This is a genomic window from Rugamonas sp. GW822-FHT03B10 (assembly GCF_058801745.1).
This window is the reverse complement of sequence record NZ_JBXANP010000004.1, coordinates 33,982-51,794: the sequence shown is the minus strand read 5'-3', so window position 1 is coordinate 51,794 and position 17,813 is coordinate 33,982. Positions and strand designations below refer to the sequence as shown.

The following is a 17,813-nucleotide window of genomic DNA, read 5'->3' as shown; positions in this document are numbered from 1 at the left end:
AGGCGCGGCGTGGCCGGCGACTTTGCATTGACGCGTCCGGCGAACCCGCTTAGCATGGTTTCATAACGATAGCCGCAGACGGCGGACCAGGGAGAATGACATGAACAAGTGGATGATGGCGAAGGTGGCGGCCACGGCCTTGCTGGCCACGGCCTGGCAGCTGCCGGCGCACGCGGTCGAGCGCAGCAACGCCGAGGACGCGGTGGCGCTGGTGAACAAGGCCATCGATTACCTGAAGAAGAACGGCCCCGAGAAGTCGATCACCGAGTTCAACACGCTGACCAGCCCGTTCAACTCGACCAGCGACATCAACAAGAAGGGCGACCTGTACCTGTTCATGTTCAACGCCAGGCAAGTGACGGCCGGCCAGCTGGTGCATGGCAAGAATCCCAAGATCGTCGGCAAGGACCTGTCGGAGATGCGCGACGCGGACGGCGTCTACCTGATCCGCGAGATCTTCAAGACCTGCAACTCCAAGGAGGGCAAGGGCTGGGTCAACTACAAGTGGCCCAACCCCGTCACCAACACGGTCGAAGCCAAGCAGAGCTACGTCGTCAAGGTCGATGATTTCTGCCTCGGCACCGGCATCTACAAACCCTGAGGCGGGGCGCCAGGCGCTATAATTTTCGGATCACATCCGATTATTCCGCAAAGGTGGGCCCGCCATGAAACTGACCAGCACCAGCTTCTCCGATCAACAGCCCATCCCCGGCGAATGCGCGTTCGCCGTGATGGACCCTGCCAGCCATATCAAGCTGTCCAGCAACCGCAATCCGCAGCTCGCGTGGAGCGAGGTGCCGGCCGGCACGCAATCGTTCGTCCTGATCTGCCACGATCCCGACGTGCCCAGCCGTGGCGACGACGTCAACCAGGAAGGCCGCGAGGTGCCGGCCAGCCTGCCGCGCGTCGATTTCTTCCACTGGCTGCTGCTCGACATTCCCGCCGGCGTGCGCGAGATCGCGGCCGGCAGCCACAGCGACCGCGTCACGCCGCGCGGCAAGTCCGGCCCGGCCGCGCCGCATGGCATGGCCCATGGCGTGAACGACTACACGGGCTGGTTCGCCGGCGACGGCGAGATGGGCGGCGACTACCACGGCTACGACGGCCCGTGCCCGCCGTGGAACGACACGCTGCTGCACCATTACGTGTTCACGCTGTATGCGCTCGACATTCCCGTGCTGCCGAAGACCAGTCCCATGGACGGCCAGGCCGTGCGCCGCGCGATCGCCGGCCATGTGCTGGCCGAGGCCAGCATCACCGGCACCTACACGCTCAATCCCAAGCTGCGGTAAGTGTCGCGCCCGGGGCCGGGCGGCGCGCGCTTCACAGCGCGAGGATTTCCCCCGCCGCCCGCGTGCCGGACAAATAGGCGCCATGCACGGTCTGGTAGTACTGGCTTTCGGTGGCCTCACCCGCGAAGAACAGGCGGCCGTTGACGTTGCCGGCCAGGTCGGCGCGCATGCCCGGCGTCGAGCCCAGCACGTTGCATGAGTACGCCCCGCGCGCGTAGGGGTCGGCGCCCCAGCGGGTGATGAGCGCATCGACCGGCTCCGGGATGGCCTGGCCGTACATGGTGCGCAGCGTGGCCATGGCGCTGGCCACGATGTCGCCGTCGCTCCAGGTTTCCAGCTCGCGGCCGAAGGCGGCGGCGTTGAAGCCGAGCAGTATCGGCTGGCCGGCGGGGCGCGCGAGGCTGACCCACTCCGCCCACTGGCCGTAGTGGCCGCCGTCGGGCACGTAATTGAGCCAGTCCGTCTGCGTGTCCCAGAACGCGGTCGGGAAGCGCAGGCAGCATTTGTTGAGCAGGCCCACGCCCAGCTCGGCGATCGCGGCCCGCTTGGCGACGGGCAGGGCGGGGGAGAACGCCACGGCGCCCGCTTGCAGCACGCCCAGCGGCAGCGTCACCACCACCCGCTGGGCCGTGAACGTGCCCGCGCCCGTCGTCACGGTGGCGTCGCCATTGGCCGACCAGTCGATCCGGTTGACCACCTGGCCCAGGCGCACGTCCAATCCCTGCGCCAGATGCTCGATCAGCACATGGTAGCCGTCCAGGAACAGCGCGTCGTCGCCGCTGAAGGACGCGCCGCTGTCGTACCAGTAGCTGGAGAGCCGGTTCGCCTCGCCGCCGTATTCATGCTCGATGGTGGTGTTGACCAGGAAGTCGATGCGGTTGCGGTCGGCGGCCGGGCGGTTCGCGTAGCCGAGGCCATTGCGCACCGCGTCCTGCACCGACACGTCCGCGTCGGCCTTCTGCGCCGCCGCCAGCGCCGCCTTGATCGACGTGCGCAGCGTGTCGATCTGCGCCGTCGCGGCGGCGCCCAGCCTGGTGCCGTCGGTGTCGAACGCTTGATCGTTGTCCAGCCCGGCGCTCGCCAGGCGCGCGCCGATCTTGCTGGCCAAGGCGGCGATGGGGTTGTCCGGCCCGGCGCCGTGGATCCAGGTGGCGCCCAGGTCCACGCTGGCGTCGCCCCACTTCTGCGACGTGAGGATGCGGCCGCCCAGGCGGTCGCGCGCTTCGAGCACGAGGACGTCCTTGCCCGCGTCGCGCAGCTTGCGCGCCGCCGCCAGGCCGGCCATGCCCGCGCCGATCACGATGATCTTGCCGGACGTGGCCGGCCCGGCGCCGCCATTGTCGGCCGTGTCGCCCGCGTTGGCATCCTCGCCGCAGGCCGACAGCAGCGACGCGCCGAGGGTGGCGCCGGCCGCGATCAGAAATTCTCGTCGTTTTACATTCATCAAGTCCATATACCGTCCGTAAAGTCACCCGCCAGTTGGCTTGCGCACGACCGGGCGGGTTTTGTCCTGTTCAGGTTTCGCATAGTAGAATCGGCCGGCCGCACGAACAATGGCAGCTCGCGCCGATGTGATGGCAAAAGACCTCTATCCACGACACCCACCGATCCCCATGCCGCCACTTCCAGCCACCGTCCCCATCGCCCTGGTGCACGGCATGCTTGCCGGCGTGCGCGCGCGCGGCAAGCCGTGCGACGCCTGCCTTGCCGACGCCGGCATCGCCCCGGCGCTGCTGGCGCAAGCCGGCGCCCGCGTGACGGCGACCCAGTACATCGCCCTGTACCGCGCGCTGATCGAGCGGCTCGACGACGAAAGTCTCGGTTTCCTGTCACGGCCGCTCAAGCGCGGCAGTTTCGCCCTGATGGCGCGTTCGGCCCTCGGCGCGTCCGATCTGGAGACGGCCATGCGCCGCGTGGCCCGCACGTTCCGGCTGGTGCAGGACGACGTGCTGGTGGAGCCCGCGCGCGACGGGGCGTTGGCCGGGCTGGCCCTGCGCTTCCTCGGCCCCGCCGCGGCGCGGCCGGATTTTCTCGACGAGATGCTGTTGCGCGTGTTCTGGCGCCTGTTCGCGTGGCTGGCCGGCGGCCAGTTGCCGGCGGCCCGCTTCGATTTCGCGTTCGCCTGCCCAGCCCACATCGACAGCTACGACAAGGTGTTCCCGGCGCCGGTGCGTTTCGGCCAGCCGCAGTCGGCCTGCTGGTTCGACGCGGCCCGCCTGAAAAGCCCCGTGCGGCGCGACGAGGCCGCGCTGCGCGCCTTCCTGGCCGACGCGCAGGCGCAGATCATCGTGCCCCGGCGCGGCGAGGAATCGGCCAACGCACGGGTGCGCGGGCATCTGCAGGCGACGCAGCCCGCGTGGTCCGACCTCGCCGCCACGGCCGCCGCGCTGCACGTGGCGACGTCCACGCTGCAACGGCGGCTGGCTGCGGAGGGCACGTCGTTCCAGGCCTTGAAGGACGAACTGCGGCGCGACCTGGCGATCGACCGCCTGAACACCAGCACGGTGGCGCTGGCGGCGCTGGCGCAGGAACTGGGCTTCACCGACAGCGCCGCCTTCCAGCGCGCGTTCAAGCGCTGGACGGGCAGTCCGCCGGGGGCGTACCGGCACAGCGCACCGTGACGGCGAACGGCGCCGCCGCGGCGCTCCACACCGGATTGTCGATGCCGTCGAACACGCTTTTGATCTGCCGCCCCCACGTGTTGCGGATCATCTGGAAATACTGGTTGTGCTCGTCGATGGTGACGAACCGGGTCACGGCCAGCTCGCCGCTGCCGTAGACCAGCAGGTCCAGCGGCAGGCCCACGGAGATGTTGGAGCGCAGCGTGGAGTCCATCGAGATCAGGGCGCACTTGGCGGCGTCGTCCAGCGTCGTGGCCGGCGTCACCACGCGGTCGATGATGGGTTTGCCGTACTTGGCCTCGCCGATCTGGAAACAGGGGTTCTCATCGTGTGACTCGATGAAATTGCCGGCCGAGTAGATCTGGAACAGGCGGCAGCGCTCGTCGCCGATCTGGCCGCCGAAGATGATGCTGACGTTGAACTCGATGCCGAATTCGGCCAGCGCCGTGGCGTCGCGCGCATGCACCTGGCGCACGGCCTGCCCGAGCAGGCGCGCGGCCTCGTGCATGGTGGGCGCGTTCCAGATGCTGTGGCCATCGTCGGCGCGCAGCTCCGTCACCAACTGGCGGACCGATTGCGAAATCGACAGGTTCCCGGCCGTCATCATCACCATCACGCGCTCGCCGGGTATCTCGAACACGCTCATTTTGCGGAAGGTGCCGACCTGGTCGACACCGGCATTGGTGCGCGAGTCGGAGAGAAACACCAGCCCGTCGTTCAGGCGCATGCCCACGCAATAAGTCATGGTTCGGGATTCTTCTCAAAAAGGGTGGTCATTTCAAACCCGCTCATTGGGGGATGATCTGCACGTCGACGCTCAGCGCCTCGGTGCCGCCGCCGCAGCGCACGCCGCGCACGGGCGCCGCGCCGTCGTAGTCGCGCCCGACGGCCAGGCGGCAGTAGGCGTCCGTCATCAGCCGGGCGTGGGTGACGTCGATGCTGACCCAGCCGCTGTAATCCTTGTCCTCGACCCAGGCGTCGACCCAGGCGTGGCTGGCGGCGTGCTCGCGGTGCTCGGGGTCGATGTAGCCGGACACGTAGCGCGCCGGGATGCCCTGGGCGTGGCAGCAGGCCAGGAACAGGTGGGCGTGGTCCTGGCACACCCCCTGGCCCAGCGCGAGCGCGTCGCTGGCCGTGGTGTCGACCGCCGTCGCACCGCTTTGATACCGGACCGCACCAAAGATGTGCTCGGCCAGCGACATCAGGTGGCGCGTCCTGGCCGCGCCGTCCGGCAGGCACGATGCCGCCAGCTCCCGGATGCCGGGGGTGGCGGCGGTGCGCGCGGTCGGCACGGTGAAGATCAGCGGCGACAGCGCGTCGCCGGTCGGCACGCGGCCGCGGTCGGGCGCCGTGGTCTCGACCGTGCCGCAGGCGACGATGGACAGCGCCTGGTGCGCGCTGTCGAGCGTCATCATGTGCGACAGGTTGCCAAAGGCGTCCGTGTAGGCGTGCACATGGCCCGGCATGGCGATGTGCCAGGACAGCGCCTGCTGCTGCGGCTCGACGCGCGGCGTCAGGTGCAGCTGCTGGATGGTGTAGGCCAACGGCGTGGTGTAGCTGTAGCGCGTCTCGTGGCGTATCGTCAGTTGCATAGGCTCGGCTTTCGGTCAGGCCGCCAACGGCACCAGGAAGTCGCGGCTGACGCGATTGCCCAGTTCGTAGACGTCGGCCAGGAACTCGGTCAGCGTGTCGTGCAGGCCGGCGGCGAGGATGTCGTCGATGTTGGCGAATTGCAGTTGCGCGCGCAGGCGGCCGGCGAAGCGCTCGGTGTCGGCCGACACGTCGTTGCGCACGGCGTGCAGGTGCTGCACCACCTCGTCCATGCAGGCCAGCAGCGAGCGTGGCATGTCGGCGCGCAGCATCAGCAGCTCGGCGATGCGCGCCGGCGTGATCACGTCGCGGTAGACCTTGCGGTAGATCTCGAAGCCGGACACGGAGCGCAGCAGCGCGCCCCAGTAATAGAAGTCGCGCTGGCTCAGGCCTTCGCCGTGCTCCTTGGCGCCGCTGTGGTACTTCACGTCCAGGATGCGCGCGGTGTTGTCGGCCCGCTCCAGGAACGTGCCGAGGCGGATGAAGTGCGCCGCCTCGTCGCGCAGCATGGTGCCGAGCGCGACCCCGCGCGACAGGTGCGAACGGTACTTGACCCATTCGAAGAACTTGCAGGGGTCGGTCGTCAGCAGATCGCTGTCGAGGCGCTTCTGCATATCGAGCCAGGTCTGGTTCTGGATCTCCCACACCTCCGTGGTCAGCGTGCCGCGCACGGCGCGCCCGTTCTCGCGGGCCTGGGTCAGGCAGGCCACGATGGAGGACGGGTTGTCCGGATCGCGCACCATGAAGTCGATGACCTCGCGCGCCGCCAGCGAGCGGTGCTTGTGGTCGAAGGCGTGCTGCAATTCCGAGATGCCCAGCAGGGCGCGCCAGCCCTGGGCGTTCTCCGCGTCTGACTGCGGCAGCATGGACGTCTGCACGTTCACATCGAGCATGCGGGCGGTGTTTTCGGCGCGCTCGGTGTAGCGCGCCATCCAGAACAGGTGGTCGGCGGTGCGGCTCAGCATGATGTCTCCTTAACGTTCCAATACCCAGGTGTCCTTGGTGCCGCCGCCCTGCGACGAGTTCACCACCAGCGAGCCCTCCTGCAGCGCCACGCGGGTCAGGCCGCCCGGCACCATCGAGATGGTCTTGCCGGACAGGACGAACGGGCGCAGGTCGATGTGGCGCGGCGCGATGCCGCGCTCGACGTAGGTCGGGCAGGCCGACAGCGCCAGCGTCGGCTGGGCGATGTAGCCGTCCGGCCGCGCCAGCAGCCGCTGGCGGAAGTCCTCGATCTGCGCCTTGCTCGCGGCCGGCCCGACCAGCATGCCGTAGCCGCCCGCGCCATGGACCTCCTTGACCACCAGCTCGGGCAGGTGGGCCAAGGTGTAGGCCAGGTCCTCCTTGCGGCGGCACTGGTAGGTCGGCACGTTGTTCAGCACCGGCTCCTCCGACAGGTAGAAGCGGATCATGTCGGGCACGAAGGGGTAGATCGACTTGTCGTCCGCCACGCCGGTGCCGATGGCGTTGGCCAGCGTGACGCGGCCGGCGCGGTACACCGACAGCAGCCCCGGCACGCCCAGCGAGGAATCGGCGCGGAAGGCGAGCGGGTCGAGGAAGTCGTCGTCCAGGCGCCGGTAGATGACGTCGACCCGGCGCGGGCCGCGCGTGGTGCGCATGAACACGGTGTTGGCGCTGACGAACAGGTCCTTGCCCTCGACCAGCTCCACGCCCATCTGCTGGGCCAGGAACGCATGCTCGAAATAGGCCGAGTTGTGCATGCCCGGCGTCATCACGACCACGGTCGGATCGTTCACGCCCATGGGCGCGACCGAGCGCAGGTTGTCGAGCAGCAGGTCGGGGTAATGGTCGACCGGCGCGATGCGGTTGCGGGCGAACAGTTCGGGGAACAGCCGCATCATCATCTTGCGGTCCTCCAGCATGTACGACACGCCCGACGGCACGCGCAGATTGTCCTCCAACGCGTAGAACTCGCCCTGGCCGGCGCGCACGATGTCGACCCCGGCGATGTGGGCGTAGATGTCGGAGGCCACGTCCACACCCTGCATCTCGGGCCGGTACTGCGCGTTGCGGTAGATCTGCTCGGCCGGGATCACGCCGGCCTTGACGATGTTCTGCGCGTGGTAGATATCGTGCACGAACATGTTGAGCGCCTTCACCCGCTGCGCCAGTCCGGTCTGCAGTTGCTGCCATTCGGCCGCCGGGATGATGCGCGGGATGGTGTCGAAGGGGATCAGCCGCTCGGTGCCGGCATCGTCGCCATAGACGGCGAAGGTGATGCCGACCCGGCGGAAGGTGAGGTCGGCCTCGGCCTTCTTGCGCTCGATGCTGTCGGCGGACTGGCGCTGCAGCCAGTCGCAGAACTCGCGGTAGTGTTCACGTATGCCGGCGCTGGCCGTGTGCGCCAGTCCGTCAGCGGTCATTTCATTGAAGAAGCTCGTCATGTTGAACCGTCCCTGTTGAATGCACATCTACTCTCTATCAAGAAGCATGCCAACAGGAATGCACGAAATCGGTGCGGCCCCGGTCCGTCAGCGCGCCGTGCCGGGCGGCCAGCTGCGCAGCATGTCGAGCGCGTCCTGGTTGCCGGCCTGCGCGGCCGCCTCCAGCCACGTGCGCGCCTCGGCCTCGTTCCTGGGCACGCCTTTGCCGCGCAACAGGATGCGGGCGTAGTCCAGCTTGGCCAGCGTCGCGTATGGGGTGTCGCCGCTCATGGCCGCGCGGCGCACCAGGGCGGCGGCGGCGGCCGGATCGGGCGTCCGGCCGCCGGCGCCGCTTTCCAGCGCGGACGCCTTCCACACCATGGCGCCGACATAGCCTGCGGCGATGCACTTGTCGAAAATCTGGTGGGCCGATTCGAAGTCGCCGCACTTCGCCGCCTCGTAGCCGGCGCTGCACACCACCGCGCTGGCGGGGTGGTCCACGGCGTATTCGATGGTCTGATCGCCGACCACGTGGGCCAGGTCGGCCGGCACGCCGGTCTGCTGGACTTGTCCGCCGCAAAAGCGGTTGTCGCCGCAGTATGCGTGGCCGGCGCTCAGGCCGATGGCCAGCAGGCCAAGCTGCACGATTTTTTTCATGATGTCGCCCCCTCGGATGTCATGGCGTGCGGGATTGCACGTCCATGGCATCCATCGTAGAAGGCGCGCCACGGTGGCGGCTACGGCATTCCGCCCGGCGCCAGGAGGGCAACTTGCCCGGCGGGCGCGGGCGGCCGTGGCGGGCAAAACACCCGTGCCGGCGCGGGCAGAGCGCTCTGGCGGGGCAGGGCGGTGCCGCGTTGTAATGCAGGCGGCAATTGCCCACAACTTCATGGAGATAATGCAGATGACTACCCGCCCCTTCGACGACCACGCCATCCAATGGACCCGCTTCGGTGAATTCGTGCCCGCCTTCTACTACAGCATCTTGCAGGTCGACACCCAAAGCCGGATCGCCGATGTGCTGTTCAAGCTGCCCGCGCGCGGACAGATCGTGCTGCACCGCCACCGCGCGCTGAATCACACGCTGGTGCTGCAGGGCGAACACCGGCTGTACGAGACGGACGGCAGCCTGCGCGAGATCCGCCCGGCCGGCAGCTACACCGTGTCGCCGGCCAGCGAACTGCCGCACCGGGAGGGCGGCGGCGAGCAGGACGTGGTGATCGCCTTCAGCATCCGGCCGGCCGATGATGACGTGCTGTACGAGCTGCTCGACGACGCCGCCAATCCGATCGGGACGGTGACGTTCCCGATGCTGGTCGAGCTGCACCAGGCACAGTTGGCGGCCGTGCCGGGCTGACGCGGGAAGGAATCGCCGCCGCCATCGCGGCGGCGTGCGCTCAGGCGCTCAGGCGATCAGCTTGAGCTTGACGGCCAGCCGGGTCAGTTCGATGTCCGACTTCACGCCGAGCTTGGCCTTGATCTGGTAGTGGCCGTTCTGCACCGTCTTGGGGCTGATGCTGAGCGTGTTGCCGATCTGTTCGGCGCCCTGGCCGTCGAGCAGCAGGCGCAGGATCTCGAATTCGCGGGGACTCAGTTCGGCCAGCGGGTTGCTGTCGCGCCCCAGCAGGCTCAATGCGATGTCCGGCGCGATGTCGGGGCTCAGCACCTTCTCGCCGCGCGCGATGCGGTAGATGGCGTCGATCAGGATATCGGGACTGCTGCTCTTGGTGACATAGCCGAGCGCGCCGGCGCGCAAGGCCTGGGCCGCGAACAGCGGATCGCGGTGCATGCTGAACGCCAGCATGCGCGCCTGCGGCTGGCGCTGGGCGATGCGCTGGATCAGTTCGATACCGCCCATGCCGGGCAGCGACAGGTCGAGCACGATGACGTCGACTTCGAGCTCCCCGCCGCGCAGGCGCTGCAGCGCTTCCTCCGCGCTGCCGGCTTCGGCCTCGACGCACAGGTCGGGGCGCCGTTCCAGCAGGCGGCGGTAGCCTTCGCGCACCACGGCGTGGTCGTCGACCAGCAGGATGCGGATCATGGCGCCTCCGCGCACACGCGCGTCCCCGCGTCCGGGCTCACGCACGTACCGTCCGGTCCCGCCAGCGGCAGCGCCACGCCGACCACCGTGCCACCGACTTCCGCAGGCCGGACCCGGAGCGTGCCGCCCAGCGCCAGTACCCGCTCCTCCATGGCCAGCAGGCCGTAGCCGCCGGCGCCGCGGTCCGCCGTGCGCGGCGCCGGGCGCTGTGCGCCGCCCTGGCCGTCGTCGCGGATTTCCAGTTGCAGGCCGGGGTGGTCCGGGCGCAGCGTCACGGCGACCCTGGTGGCGTGGCCATGGCGCACGGCGTTGGTGATGCTCTCCTGGACGATGCGGTAGATGCTGACGGCGACATCGTCGGGCAGGTCGGCCGGGGCGCCATCGGCGTCCAGCGTGAACACGGTGCGCCCCCGGCAGCGCGCGTTCCAGCCATCGATCAGTTGCTGCAGGCTGGGCCGCAGGCCGAATTCCGTCAGGCCGCTGGGGCGCAGCCGGTGCAGGATCTGCTGCAGCACTTCCATCATGTGGCCGCTGGTCTTGCCGATCGACTCGGCGCACGGCAGCAACGCCGGCACGCCCTCCTGCGCCAGTTCGCGCGCGAAGGCCGCCTCGGCGTTGAGCGAGGCCAGGTATTGGCCGAATTCGTCGTGCAGTTCGCGCGCGAGGTGGGCCCGTTCCTCCTCGCGCACGGATAGCAGCCGGTGCGCCAGACGCTGCTGGCTGCGGATGGTGTGCTCGAGCCGGTCGACCAGGTGGTTGAACGCCGCGCCGATGCGGTTCAGTTCGATCAGCGCGAAGGCCGGCATGCGCGCGCGCAGGTCGCCGGCCTCCATCCGGCCCAGCGTGTCGAGGATGTCGGCCGACGGCGCCAGCGCCTTGTGCACGGGGCGGTAGACGAAGAAGCTCAACAGCAGGAGCATGGCCGTCAGCGCCAGCAACTGGGCCAGCTTGCCGGCCAGGTCCAGCAGCTCGCGCCCGTAGTTCGGCGTGACGGTCAACTGGCCGACGGTGATGCCGGGGAAGCGCCCGACCGGGCCCTGGTAGACCGCGTCCGCGCCGATGACGGCGCGCATCATGCGGTCCAGTATGGCGGGCAGTTGCGTCGTCCCGGCGAAACAGCGTTGGCCGACCTGGTGCGAATAAATGTCGGTCAGGCTCAGGCAAAAATTGACCAGCTTGCCGATCGGCTGCAGGGGCGCCAGGTCGAGGTCGGAGGCGGCCAGCGGGCGGCTGTAGGCGTTGTCGCTGCGCCCGACGGCGTCGCTGATGAGCTGGCCGATGACATGGCCGGTGCGCTCGATGTCGCTGCGCACGCGGTGGCGCGCCTCGAGCAAGGCCACGGTGGTGCTGAGCAGCAGCACCAGCAGGGCGAACAGGCTGACCCGCAGCAGCAGCTGGCGCTTGAGGTCGAGGGGGCGCGGCTGTGAGCTGGCGGGCATGGACGGGGCGGGAAGTGGCGGGTGCGGCGATGATGCCATAAAACCACCGGGAAATTTGCCCGGCGTCCATCTTCAAACACAGACGGCGCGCATCGCGTCCAGCGCTTCGCCCTCAACATGCCTGATATCATGCGTCAAGTGCGTGCCGAAAGCGCGCCTTCTATATGCCAGAAAGTCCCCATGCCTGAGATTACCGCACCAGTCAGCACCCCATCTTTCATCAGCCAGATCGGCAAACCATTTCTCCGCGACCGCATGATGCACGTCCTGCTGGTGGTCGCCATCGTCCTGTCCATCGTGTCGCCGCACCCATTCGCCGACTATCCGGCGTGGGTCGACTGGAACACCATCGCGACGCTCGCCGGGATGTTGTTACTGACCACGGGGATCGAGGCCAGCGGCTATCTGGAACACCTGGGCCGGGTCATCATCAACCGCCTGCGACAGGAACGCGCGCTGGCGATCTTCCTCGTCTGCGCGTCGACCTTGCTGTCCACCGTGCTCACCAACGACATCGCGCTGTTCGTCGTCGTGCCCCTGACGGTCGGCCTGACCGGTATCAGCAACTTGCCGGTTGGCCGGCTGGTCATCTTTGAGGCGTTGGCGGTCAATGCCGGCTCATTGCTCACCCCGATCGGCAACCCGCAGAACATCCTGTTGTGGCAGCGCTCGCATTTGTCCTTCGCCGACTTCACGTGGCAAATGGCGCCGCTCGCACTGGCGGTCTTCGCGCTGTTGCTGCTGGCAACGTGGGTGTGCTTCCCGAAGCAAGCGATCCACGCGGAGCTGAAGGACGACGCCACGTCCTACCGGATCGCGCTGCTGCGGACCTGCGCATTGCTCTATGCCGCGTTCCTGGTCGCGGTGGAACTGGGACATCCCGGCTGGGGCCTGGTTGGCGTGGGGATCGCGGTCCTGCTGTTCTGCAGGGAGATCATCGCCAAAGTCGACTGGTGCCTGATCCTGATTTTCATGCTCATGTTTGTCGACATCCGCCTGCTGTCGCAGATGCCGTTCATGCAGACGTGGGTCGAAGGGATCCCGCAACTCACGCAGCTGAAGCTGTTCCTGACCGCCTTGCTCGGCTCCCAGATCATCAGCAACGTGCCGGCGACCATCCTGCTGGTGCAGTATTCAACGGCGTACAAGGTGATCGCCTACGGCGTCAACGCGGGTGGCTTCGGGCTCGCGATCGGTTCGCTGGCCAACATCATCGCGTTGCGCATGACGCCCGAGCGCCATTTGTGGCTGCGCTTCCACCTCTACTCGTTCCCGTTTCTTGTGTTGTCGGCGCTGATAGCCTGGTTGTTGCTGGCGTAGATGGCAATTCTCCGCAGCCGGCGCCACGGGTTGGCCGTAACGCGGTCGACCAACAAAAAAGCGGGCTCTCAGCCCGCTGTTTTTTTGAGGAATTCTGTGGTCGGGGTGAGAGGATTCGAACCTCCGGCCTCTACGTCCCGAACGGGCAAACCTCGTGTATTACCGTACCCCAGTTAATGGGTAAGTCATTATAAATCAATGACTTAGGAAAAATCAAATTTTCTTATATTTGCACGTTTGTGTGGGGGAGTCATCGAATTGGCACCGGGAATCAGGGCTACAAAAGCCCTGGAACCCAGCAACCATGCGGTCAGGCGGCTAGTTTCGATGTCGGCAGCCTTTTGGCACCGACTGAGGAAAAACAGCATGCTTCCGATCACTTTTGCGCTGTTTTTGACGCGATAACGACGGGCTTTCGGTTGGCAGTCGCCGGGATAAAGTCGAAATACCGCGTCGTTTGCGGACTCCCCCCGCTCTGCGCCAGATAGCCAGGTGCAGCACGCCCGTCGAATCTCATTGCCACTTGTGACCGCTGCGTCAAGGACGCCCTTCAATGCTCGTAGTACGTTTTCTTGTTGTTTCATAAATGAAAATTATATTAATAAAAAGCAACAAGTGTAGCCTCGTTCCTACGCGGCAATTCTATCCAATTCTATCCAAGCGCCCTTAAAACCATCGCCATTGCCTCCTCGCCCTGACCTTCGAATTCCGCGCTCTGCAAGTAGTCGTAGAGAATGGCAATAACCGCAGGCCTACGGGCACTGTCGACTTTAACGTTTCGCTCCACCTCCCACTCGCTTAAGGCACGAATCGCAAGCTCCAGCTTCGTTGGATCGACCTTGGATGAACCGGCCGCGATAGCGCCGATAACCTTCGCTACGGCCGGAGCAGCCAGCGACGTGCCTTCCGGCGTCAGGTATTTTGCCGGCACAGAATACATCCGCCTGGTTCCGCCAACACCCTTCACTTCCTCGTAGGGCCACCCTTCCGCTGTTGCGCGCTGGATTACACGCGCCTTGGTGGCCGGCAATCCCGGCAACTTCATCGCCGCAATTTCTGACGCTGAGTATTGTTTTGTCATCGGCACACTTACTCCGTCGAGAGCGTTCCCAAAAGCGTTCCCTAAACAAGACAGAGAAACACTTATAAATACCATTAAGAATCAAAGACTTGATAACACGGTTCGCTTGGTGGTGAAAAATATCAAGCGTTCCCTCAATTCTTCCTTGACGGCACACTTAGGCACGCTTTAAGATACGCTCTAGTACTTACTTGATAGGGGTTACTCATGAGCGTATCGAATCTGTTAAAAAAACCCGCCCAAGCTGATTGGCATCGGGCGGACGTTGTAGCAGCCCTCCATAAACGGGGCTGGTCCCTGCGTGAGCTGTCGCGTCAAAACGAACTGAGCCCTGGAACGCTCAAGTCAGCTTTGGACGCACCATACGCTAAGGCAGAGCGAATCATCGCTGCTGCCCTCGAAATGAAGCCAGAGGATATCTGGCCGGAGCGTTATGCAAAGCGTAATTTTACGCCTGTTTTGGCACGCTCCGCCACACTTTCCACCGCCAACCATTCCGCACTTAACGCCGCTGCATTGGGTTAAAGCTTAGAGCGAAACACTTTCAAAAACCACTCAAGCGATTCTCGAAGGGAGAAAAACGACAATGCGAAATCGGCAATGGAAATCGGTACGTCCAGGCAGCATCGGCGAGGCGATGGAGTTATGCGTCGAATTTTCGACAGAAAAGAACAGGCGGCCGGTGAAGGTATTGGCTGACCTAATGGGCGTGGAGGCGAAAACACTGTATCGCTGGCTCTCGGATACGTCCATACCGTTAAACCGGGTCCGGCAGTTTGAAGATTTCTGCGGCGCGTCGTTTGTAAGCGAGTACCTGTGCTTGGCGCGCGGTGACAAGGTCGTTGTCGCCATCCCGGCCGGCAAAAAGGCTGGCGTAACGGAACTATCTGAAGTGCAATGCACGTTTGCCGAAGCGATGGCTTTGCTCGCTCGCTTCTATCAACGCGGCGATGCCATGGATGAAACCGTGGCCGCCCTGACAGGAACACTGACCCAACTAGCGTACCAACGCAGTAACGTGCTCAAAACCGGCACTCCAGAGTTGGATCTGTTCGAGGTCAGAAAATGATTCAGGTGATTTCTAAGACCTACTACAGCGCAGCTGAACTGGCGTCCATGCAATTGCCTGGCATACCAACCAGCAAGGGCAAGGCGCTCGCCAAGGCTACCCGAGAGGGGTGGCAATACGTGGAGACTAAAGGAGTCGGCGGAACACGCAGGGAATTCATGCCGCCAGCTGCGACCCTTGATGCCATCAAGGCCCGCGCCACTCAGCAGCTTGTAGCATCGGTTCCCTCCCAAGCGCTGCCGATGCCACTGAGCCAGGCGACCGTCGCCCACACGGAAGCGCAGAGTCTCGTCGGCGATGCACGCAAGGGTGTACTGGAAGCGTTAAACGCCATCATGGGCCGCACCGGCTACCCGTTAAAGAAAGCCGCACGCCACCTGCTGGTACTGGCCCGCCAAGGCGAGGCCAGCCCGCAGCTGGTGGCCATGCTCAAGCTGGCTAGGGACGCACGCGGTCGCCAAAGCCCGGACGGCCTGCCATCGGAGCGCAGCCTGGCGCGCTTCGTCGACTACAACAAGGGTGGTGCCCTGGTGCCGAAGAAGCGCGCGGCCGACATGACCGTGCCGGCTTGGGCACCTGCCTTCATGGCGTTCTACCAGCGCCCCGAAAAGCCAACGGTGGAGCATGCATATCGCCAGTTCGCCGCCACCTATCAGGATGACCTGCCGAGTATCCACCAGGTGCGACGCTTCCTGGACAAGGTCGGTGCCGTCGCGCTGCAGCACGGCCGCATGGGTGACCGCGAGCTGAAGACCATCAAGAAATTCATCCGCCGCGCCTTCGACAAGCTGCTGCCGTCGGACATCTACAGCGCCGACGGCCATTGTTTCGACGCTGAGGTGCAGCACCCGTTCCACGGCCGCCCATTCCGTCCGGAGATCACCTCGGTGGTGGACATCGCCACGCGCCGCCTGATCGGCTGGTCGGTTGACCTCGCTGAAAGCTCACTGGCGGTACTGGACGCGATCCGCGTCTCGGCTTTAACGGGCGGCATTCCAGCCATTCTCTACGTCGATAACGGCTCGGGCTATGTCAACCAGATGATGAACGACACCGCCACCGGCCTGCTGTCGCGCCTCGGCACCGACATGGTTCACAGCCTCCCCTACAACTCACAGGCGCGTGGTGTGATCGAGCGCCTGCACAAGACGATCTGGGTGGACGCGGCGAAAGAAGTGCAAGGCTACATCGGCCGCGACATGGACCGCCAGGCCAAACAGCAGGTATTCAAGATGTCACGCAAGGCGCTGGCGAGGAAGACCGGCGAGGCCACCGCGACGCCGCTGATGCCTTGGCATCTGTTCCTGGAATTCTGCGCCGAGAAGGCGGCAGCTTACAACGCCAAGCCACACCGCTCGCTGCCCAAGGTGGTGGACCAGGTCACAGGCCGGCGCCGCCGCATGTCGCCGGACGAAGCCTGGGCGCTGGCCGAGGCCAACGGCTTCGTCCCGGAGCGAATCACCGAGGAAGACGCCCGCCCGCTGTTCCGGCCGCAGACCACCCGCATGGTCCGCCGCTGCGAGATCGAGCTGTTCACCAACCGCTACTTTAACGCCGCCCTGGAGGAGTTCCATGGCGACCGGCTGCGGGTGGCGTACGACCTGCATGACCCTCAAACGATTTGGGTCTATTCCGACGACGGCCGGCTGATCTGCACCGCCGAGCTGGACGCCAACGTGCGCGACTACATGCCGCAGTCCTTCGTGGAAAAAGCCCGCGACAAGCGCGAGGCCAGCAAGGTCAAACGCCTTGAGGTAAAGCTCGACGAGGCCCATGCGGAGCGCAAAGGCATGCCAGCACTGGAAGTCATGGAGCGCGTAACCATCACGGACGGCATCGACATGCTGCGCCAGAAATGGGCAAACGAACGCGAACTGGAATTGGTGCCGCTGGATGCATCGGAAACCCAACAAGTCTGGACCCCGCCGGCCGCGCGCGCGGAGCCGGCCGAGGAAAGCAACGTCATCGCCATACCGGAAACGCCACAGGCGCGCTTCCAGAAGTGGCTGGCGATCGATCAACTGTTGAAGGAGGGAGGCAATCTCGACGACGCAAAACTCAACCGCTGGTACGGCTCGTACCCGCAGACATCCGAGCATCGGTCGCTCTACAAGCGGCACCTGGCAATGCAAGAAGGACAAAGCACGGTAGCCGCCGTGCTGTCCATGACCAACTAACCACACTGAAACGGAACGACTATGAGCAACCTCTCGATAAAAGACAAGCTGGCCAATCCGGCGCGCCCCAAGGGCGGCGTCGCGGCCATAGCCACGTTTGACCTGGTCGCCACCACCCTCGACCAGCTGAGCAACCGCCGCGTCGGTATGGACGGCATCGGCGTGCTGTATGGCCCATCGGGCTGGGGCAAGACTTTCTCCAGCAACGTGCTGGCCATGGAGACCCGCGCCTACTTCGTGCAGATGCAGCCGGTGTGGACCAAGAAAACCTTCCTCCAGAAGATCCTGGACGAGATGAAGGTCGACCACGACAAGAGCTGCACGATCCCGGACTTGTTCGACATGGTGACCAGCCAGCTGGCCGCGTCGCGCCGCACGCTGATCCTGGATGAATTCAACCGCGCCATCGAACGCCCGGTGCTGGCGCAGATCACCCGCGCCATCTTCGACAGCACCCAATGCCCGATTCTGCTGGTCGGCGAGGAGAAGCTGCCGAGCGAACTCTCGCGCCCCGACTTCAAGCAGCTGTATCGCCGCGTCTCAGCCTGGGCCGAGGCAGCGGATGCCACGGTCGACGATACGGCCAAGCTGGCACCGATCTACAGCCCTGGCATCGACTTTGAGCCGGCCGCGCTGAGCGCGCTGACGGCCTTCGCCAAGGGGTCGATCTCGTCGGTGGCCAAGTGCCTGAACGTGATCCACGAAACCTGTTTAACGCAGGGCATGGACAGCATCAGCCTCGCCGCCCTGCAGAAGATCGCGTTGCCTTCCGCCACCCACCCAAAAAGGAAAATCTGAG

At 65.5% G+C, this 17,813-nt stretch carries 19 protein-coding genes; 9 read left to right on the top strand and 10 right to left on the bottom strand.

Features of this window, described 5'->3' with window-relative positions; genetic code table 11:
- The first annotated feature begins 100 nt into the window (after positions 1–100).
- Positions 101–601, top strand: a complete 501-nt coding sequence (locus AC1RQG_RS08280) for a cache domain-containing protein (RefSeq protein WP_493130167.1) — start codon at positions 101–103, stop codon at positions 599–601.
- A gap of 64 nt (positions 602–665) precedes the next feature.
- Positions 666–1,292: a YbhB/YbcL family Raf kinase inhibitor-like protein gene (locus AC1RQG_RS08275; RefSeq protein ID WP_493130165.1), complete on the top strand. Its 627-nt coding sequence runs from the start codon at positions 666–668 to the stop codon at positions 1,290–1,292.
- 31 nt (positions 1,293–1,323) lie between these two features.
- On the opposite strand, the gene AC1RQG_RS08270 is transcribed toward AC1RQG_RS08275, so the two are convergent.
- Entirely contained in the window at positions 1,324–2,745 is a 1,422-nt protein-coding gene (locus AC1RQG_RS08270) for a flavin monoamine oxidase family protein (protein ID WP_493130163.1), read from the bottom strand.
- A gap of 160 nt (positions 2,746–2,905) precedes the next feature.
- On the opposite strand from AC1RQG_RS08270, the gene AC1RQG_RS08265 reads away from it, so the two are divergent.
- Positions 2,906–3,913 carry an AraC family transcriptional regulator gene (locus AC1RQG_RS08265; protein ID WP_493130161.1) on the top strand — a complete coding sequence of 336 codons (1,008 nt, stop codon included), beginning with the start codon at positions 2,906–2,908 and terminating at the stop codon, positions 3,911–3,913.
- On the opposite strand, the gene AC1RQG_RS08260 is transcribed toward AC1RQG_RS08265, so the two are convergent.
- The 5 genes from AC1RQG_RS08260 to AC1RQG_RS08240 all read right to left on the bottom strand — a co-directional run bounded on the left by AC1RQG_RS08260 (position 3,861) and on the right by AC1RQG_RS08240 (position 8,544).
- A complete protein-coding gene (locus tag AC1RQG_RS08260) occupies positions 3,861–4,658 on the bottom strand; it encodes a proteasome-type protease (RefSeq protein WP_493130159.1) in 798 nt (265 codons plus the stop codon). The genes AC1RQG_RS08265 and AC1RQG_RS08260 overlap by 53 nt on opposite strands.
- Positions 4,659–4,701: 43 nt before the next feature.
- Positions 4,702–5,505 (bottom strand): transglutaminase family protein, encoded by an 804-nt coding sequence (locus AC1RQG_RS08255; RefSeq protein WP_493130156.1) that lies wholly within the window; start codon positions 5,503–5,505, stop codon positions 4,702–4,704.
- A gap of 15 nt (positions 5,506–5,520) precedes the next feature.
- Positions 5,521–6,468: an alpha-E domain-containing protein gene (locus AC1RQG_RS08250; protein ID WP_493130155.1), complete on the bottom strand. Its 948-nt coding sequence runs from the start codon at positions 6,466–6,468 to the stop codon at positions 5,521–5,523.
- A gap of 9 nt (positions 6,469–6,477) precedes the next feature.
- Positions 6,478–7,908 carry a circularly permuted type 2 ATP-grasp protein gene (locus AC1RQG_RS08245; RefSeq protein ID WP_493130731.1) on the bottom strand — a complete coding sequence of 477 codons (1,431 nt, stop codon included), beginning with the start codon at positions 7,906–7,908 and terminating at the stop codon, positions 6,478–6,480.
- Between the two features lie 87 nt (positions 7,909–7,995).
- Entirely contained in the window at positions 7,996–8,544 is a 549-nt protein-coding gene (locus tag AC1RQG_RS08240; protein ID WP_493130153.1) for an SEL1-like repeat protein, read from the bottom strand.
- A gap of 247 nt (positions 8,545–8,791) precedes the next feature.
- Here AC1RQG_RS08240 and AC1RQG_RS08235 point away from each other — a divergent pair, with 247 nt between their 5' ends.
- On the top strand, positions 8,792–9,244 hold the full coding sequence (locus tag AC1RQG_RS08235) for a cupin domain-containing protein (RefSeq protein ID WP_493130151.1): 453 nt from the start codon (positions 8,792–8,794) through the stop codon (positions 9,242–9,244).
- 48 nt (positions 9,245–9,292) lie between these two features.
- Here AC1RQG_RS08235 and AC1RQG_RS08230 read toward each other — a convergent pair whose 3' ends face one another.
- Positions 9,293–9,928: a response regulator gene (locus tag AC1RQG_RS08230; protein WP_493130149.1), complete on the bottom strand. Its 636-nt coding sequence runs from the start codon at positions 9,926–9,928 to the stop codon at positions 9,293–9,295.
- Positions 9,925–11,367, bottom strand: coding sequence for an ATP-binding protein (locus AC1RQG_RS08225; RefSeq protein WP_493130147.1), 1,443 nt, complete (start codon positions 11,365–11,367; stop codon positions 9,925–9,927). Before AC1RQG_RS08225 ends, AC1RQG_RS08230 begins: the two co-directional genes overlap by 4 nt.
- Positions 11,368–11,547: 180 nt before the next feature.
- On the opposite strand from AC1RQG_RS08225, the gene AC1RQG_RS08220 reads away from it, so the two are divergent.
- Positions 11,548–12,687: an SLC13 family permease gene (locus AC1RQG_RS08220; RefSeq protein WP_493130145.1), complete on the top strand. Its 1,140-nt coding sequence runs from the start codon at positions 11,548–11,550 to the stop codon at positions 12,685–12,687.
- Positions 12,688–12,890: 203 nt separating this feature from the next.
- Here the strand turns inward: AC1RQG_RS08220 and AC1RQG_RS08215 are convergent, their stop codons facing one another.
- Both AC1RQG_RS08215 and AC1RQG_RS08210 read right to left on the bottom strand, forming a co-directional pair.
- Positions 12,891–13,271, bottom strand: a complete 381-nt coding sequence (locus AC1RQG_RS08215; RefSeq protein ID WP_493130144.1) for a hypothetical protein — start codon at positions 13,269–13,271, stop codon at positions 12,891–12,893.
- Between the two features lie 68 nt (positions 13,272–13,339).
- A complete protein-coding gene (locus AC1RQG_RS08210) occupies positions 13,340–13,768 on the bottom strand; it encodes a DNA-binding protein (RefSeq protein ID WP_493130142.1) in 429 nt (142 codons plus the stop codon).
- Positions 13,769–13,975: 207 nt separating this feature from the next.
- Here AC1RQG_RS08210 and AC1RQG_RS08205 point away from each other — a divergent pair, with 207 nt between their 5' ends.
- The 4 genes from AC1RQG_RS08205 to AC1RQG_RS08190 all read left to right on the top strand — a co-directional run bounded on the left by AC1RQG_RS08205 (position 13,976) and on the right by AC1RQG_RS08190 (position 17,812).
- Complete coding sequence (locus AC1RQG_RS08205) at positions 13,976–14,293, top strand: helix-turn-helix domain-containing protein (protein WP_493130140.1); 318 nt, start codon at positions 13,976–13,978, stop codon at positions 14,291–14,293.
- 61 nt (positions 14,294–14,354) lie between these two features.
- A complete protein-coding gene (locus tag AC1RQG_RS08200; protein ID WP_493130138.1) occupies positions 14,355–14,837 on the top strand; it encodes a hypothetical protein in 483 nt (160 codons plus the stop codon).
- Entirely contained in the window at positions 14,834–17,014 is a 2,181-nt protein-coding gene (locus AC1RQG_RS08195) for a Mu transposase C-terminal domain-containing protein (RefSeq protein WP_493130136.1), read from the top strand. The genes AC1RQG_RS08200 and AC1RQG_RS08195 overlap by 4 nt, the downstream gene beginning before the upstream one ends.
- Before the next feature lie 21 nt (positions 17,015–17,035).
- Entirely contained in the window at positions 17,036–17,812 is a 777-nt protein-coding gene (locus tag AC1RQG_RS08190) for an AAA family ATPase (protein WP_493130134.1), read from the top strand.
- Position 17,813 lies beyond the last annotated feature (1 nt).

Excerpts from the sequence above, each read along its gene's own strand:
- AC1RQG_RS08280 (WP_493130167.1), top strand. The coding sequence starts at position 101 with ATGAACAAGTGGATGATGGCGAAGGTGGCGGCCACGGCCTTGCTGGCC.
- AC1RQG_RS08275 (WP_493130165.1), top strand. The coding sequence starts at position 666 with ATGAAACTGACCAGCACCAGCTTCTCCGATCAACAGCCCATCCCCGGC.
- AC1RQG_RS08270 (WP_493130163.1), bottom strand. The coding sequence starts at position 2,745 with ATGGACTTGATGAATGTAAAACGACGAGAATTTCTGATCGCGGCCGGC.
- AC1RQG_RS08265 (WP_493130161.1), top strand. The coding sequence starts at position 2,906 with ATGCCGCCACTTCCAGCCACCGTCCCCATCGCCCTGGTGCACGGCATG.
- AC1RQG_RS08260 (WP_493130159.1), bottom strand. The coding sequence starts at position 4,658 with ATGACTTATTGCGTGGGCATGCGCCTGAACGACGGGCTGGTGTTTCTC.
- AC1RQG_RS08255 (WP_493130156.1), bottom strand. The coding sequence starts at position 5,505 with ATGCAACTGACGATACGCCACGAGACGCGCTACAGCTACACCACGCCG.
- AC1RQG_RS08250 (WP_493130155.1), bottom strand. The coding sequence starts at position 6,468 with ATGCTGAGCCGCACCGCCGACCACCTGTTCTGGATGGCGCGCTACACC.
- AC1RQG_RS08245 (WP_493130731.1), bottom strand. The coding sequence starts at position 7,908 with ATGACGAGCTTCTTCAATGAAATGACCGCTGACGGACTGGCGCACACG.
- AC1RQG_RS08240 (WP_493130153.1), bottom strand. The coding sequence starts at position 8,544 with ATGAAAAAAATCGTGCAGCTTGGCCTGCTGGCCATCGGCCTGAGCGCC.
- AC1RQG_RS08235 (WP_493130151.1), top strand. The coding sequence starts at position 8,792 with ATGACTACCCGCCCCTTCGACGACCACGCCATCCAATGGACCCGCTTC.
- AC1RQG_RS08230 (WP_493130149.1), bottom strand. The coding sequence starts at position 9,928 with ATGATCCGCATCCTGCTGGTCGACGACCACGCCGTGGTGCGCGAAGGC.
- AC1RQG_RS08225 (WP_493130147.1), bottom strand. The coding sequence starts at position 11,367 with ATGCCCGCCAGCTCACAGCCGCGCCCCCTCGACCTCAAGCGCCAGCTG.
- AC1RQG_RS08220 (WP_493130145.1), top strand. The coding sequence starts at position 11,548 with ATGCCTGAGATTACCGCACCAGTCAGCACCCCATCTTTCATCAGCCAG.
- AC1RQG_RS08215 (WP_493130144.1), bottom strand. The coding sequence starts at position 13,271 with ATGAAACAACAAGAAAACGTACTACGAGCATTGAAGGGCGTCCTTGAC.
- AC1RQG_RS08210 (WP_493130142.1), bottom strand. The coding sequence starts at position 13,768 with ATGACAAAACAATACTCAGCGTCAGAAATTGCGGCGATGAAGTTGCCG.
- AC1RQG_RS08205 (WP_493130140.1), top strand. The coding sequence starts at position 13,976 with ATGAGCGTATCGAATCTGTTAAAAAAACCCGCCCAAGCTGATTGGCAT.
- AC1RQG_RS08200 (WP_493130138.1), top strand. The coding sequence starts at position 14,355 with ATGCGAAATCGGCAATGGAAATCGGTACGTCCAGGCAGCATCGGCGAG.
- AC1RQG_RS08195 (WP_493130136.1), top strand. The coding sequence starts at position 14,834 with ATGATTCAGGTGATTTCTAAGACCTACTACAGCGCAGCTGAACTGGCG.
- AC1RQG_RS08190 (WP_493130134.1), top strand. The coding sequence starts at position 17,036 with ATGAGCAACCTCTCGATAAAAGACAAGCTGGCCAATCCGGCGCGCCCC.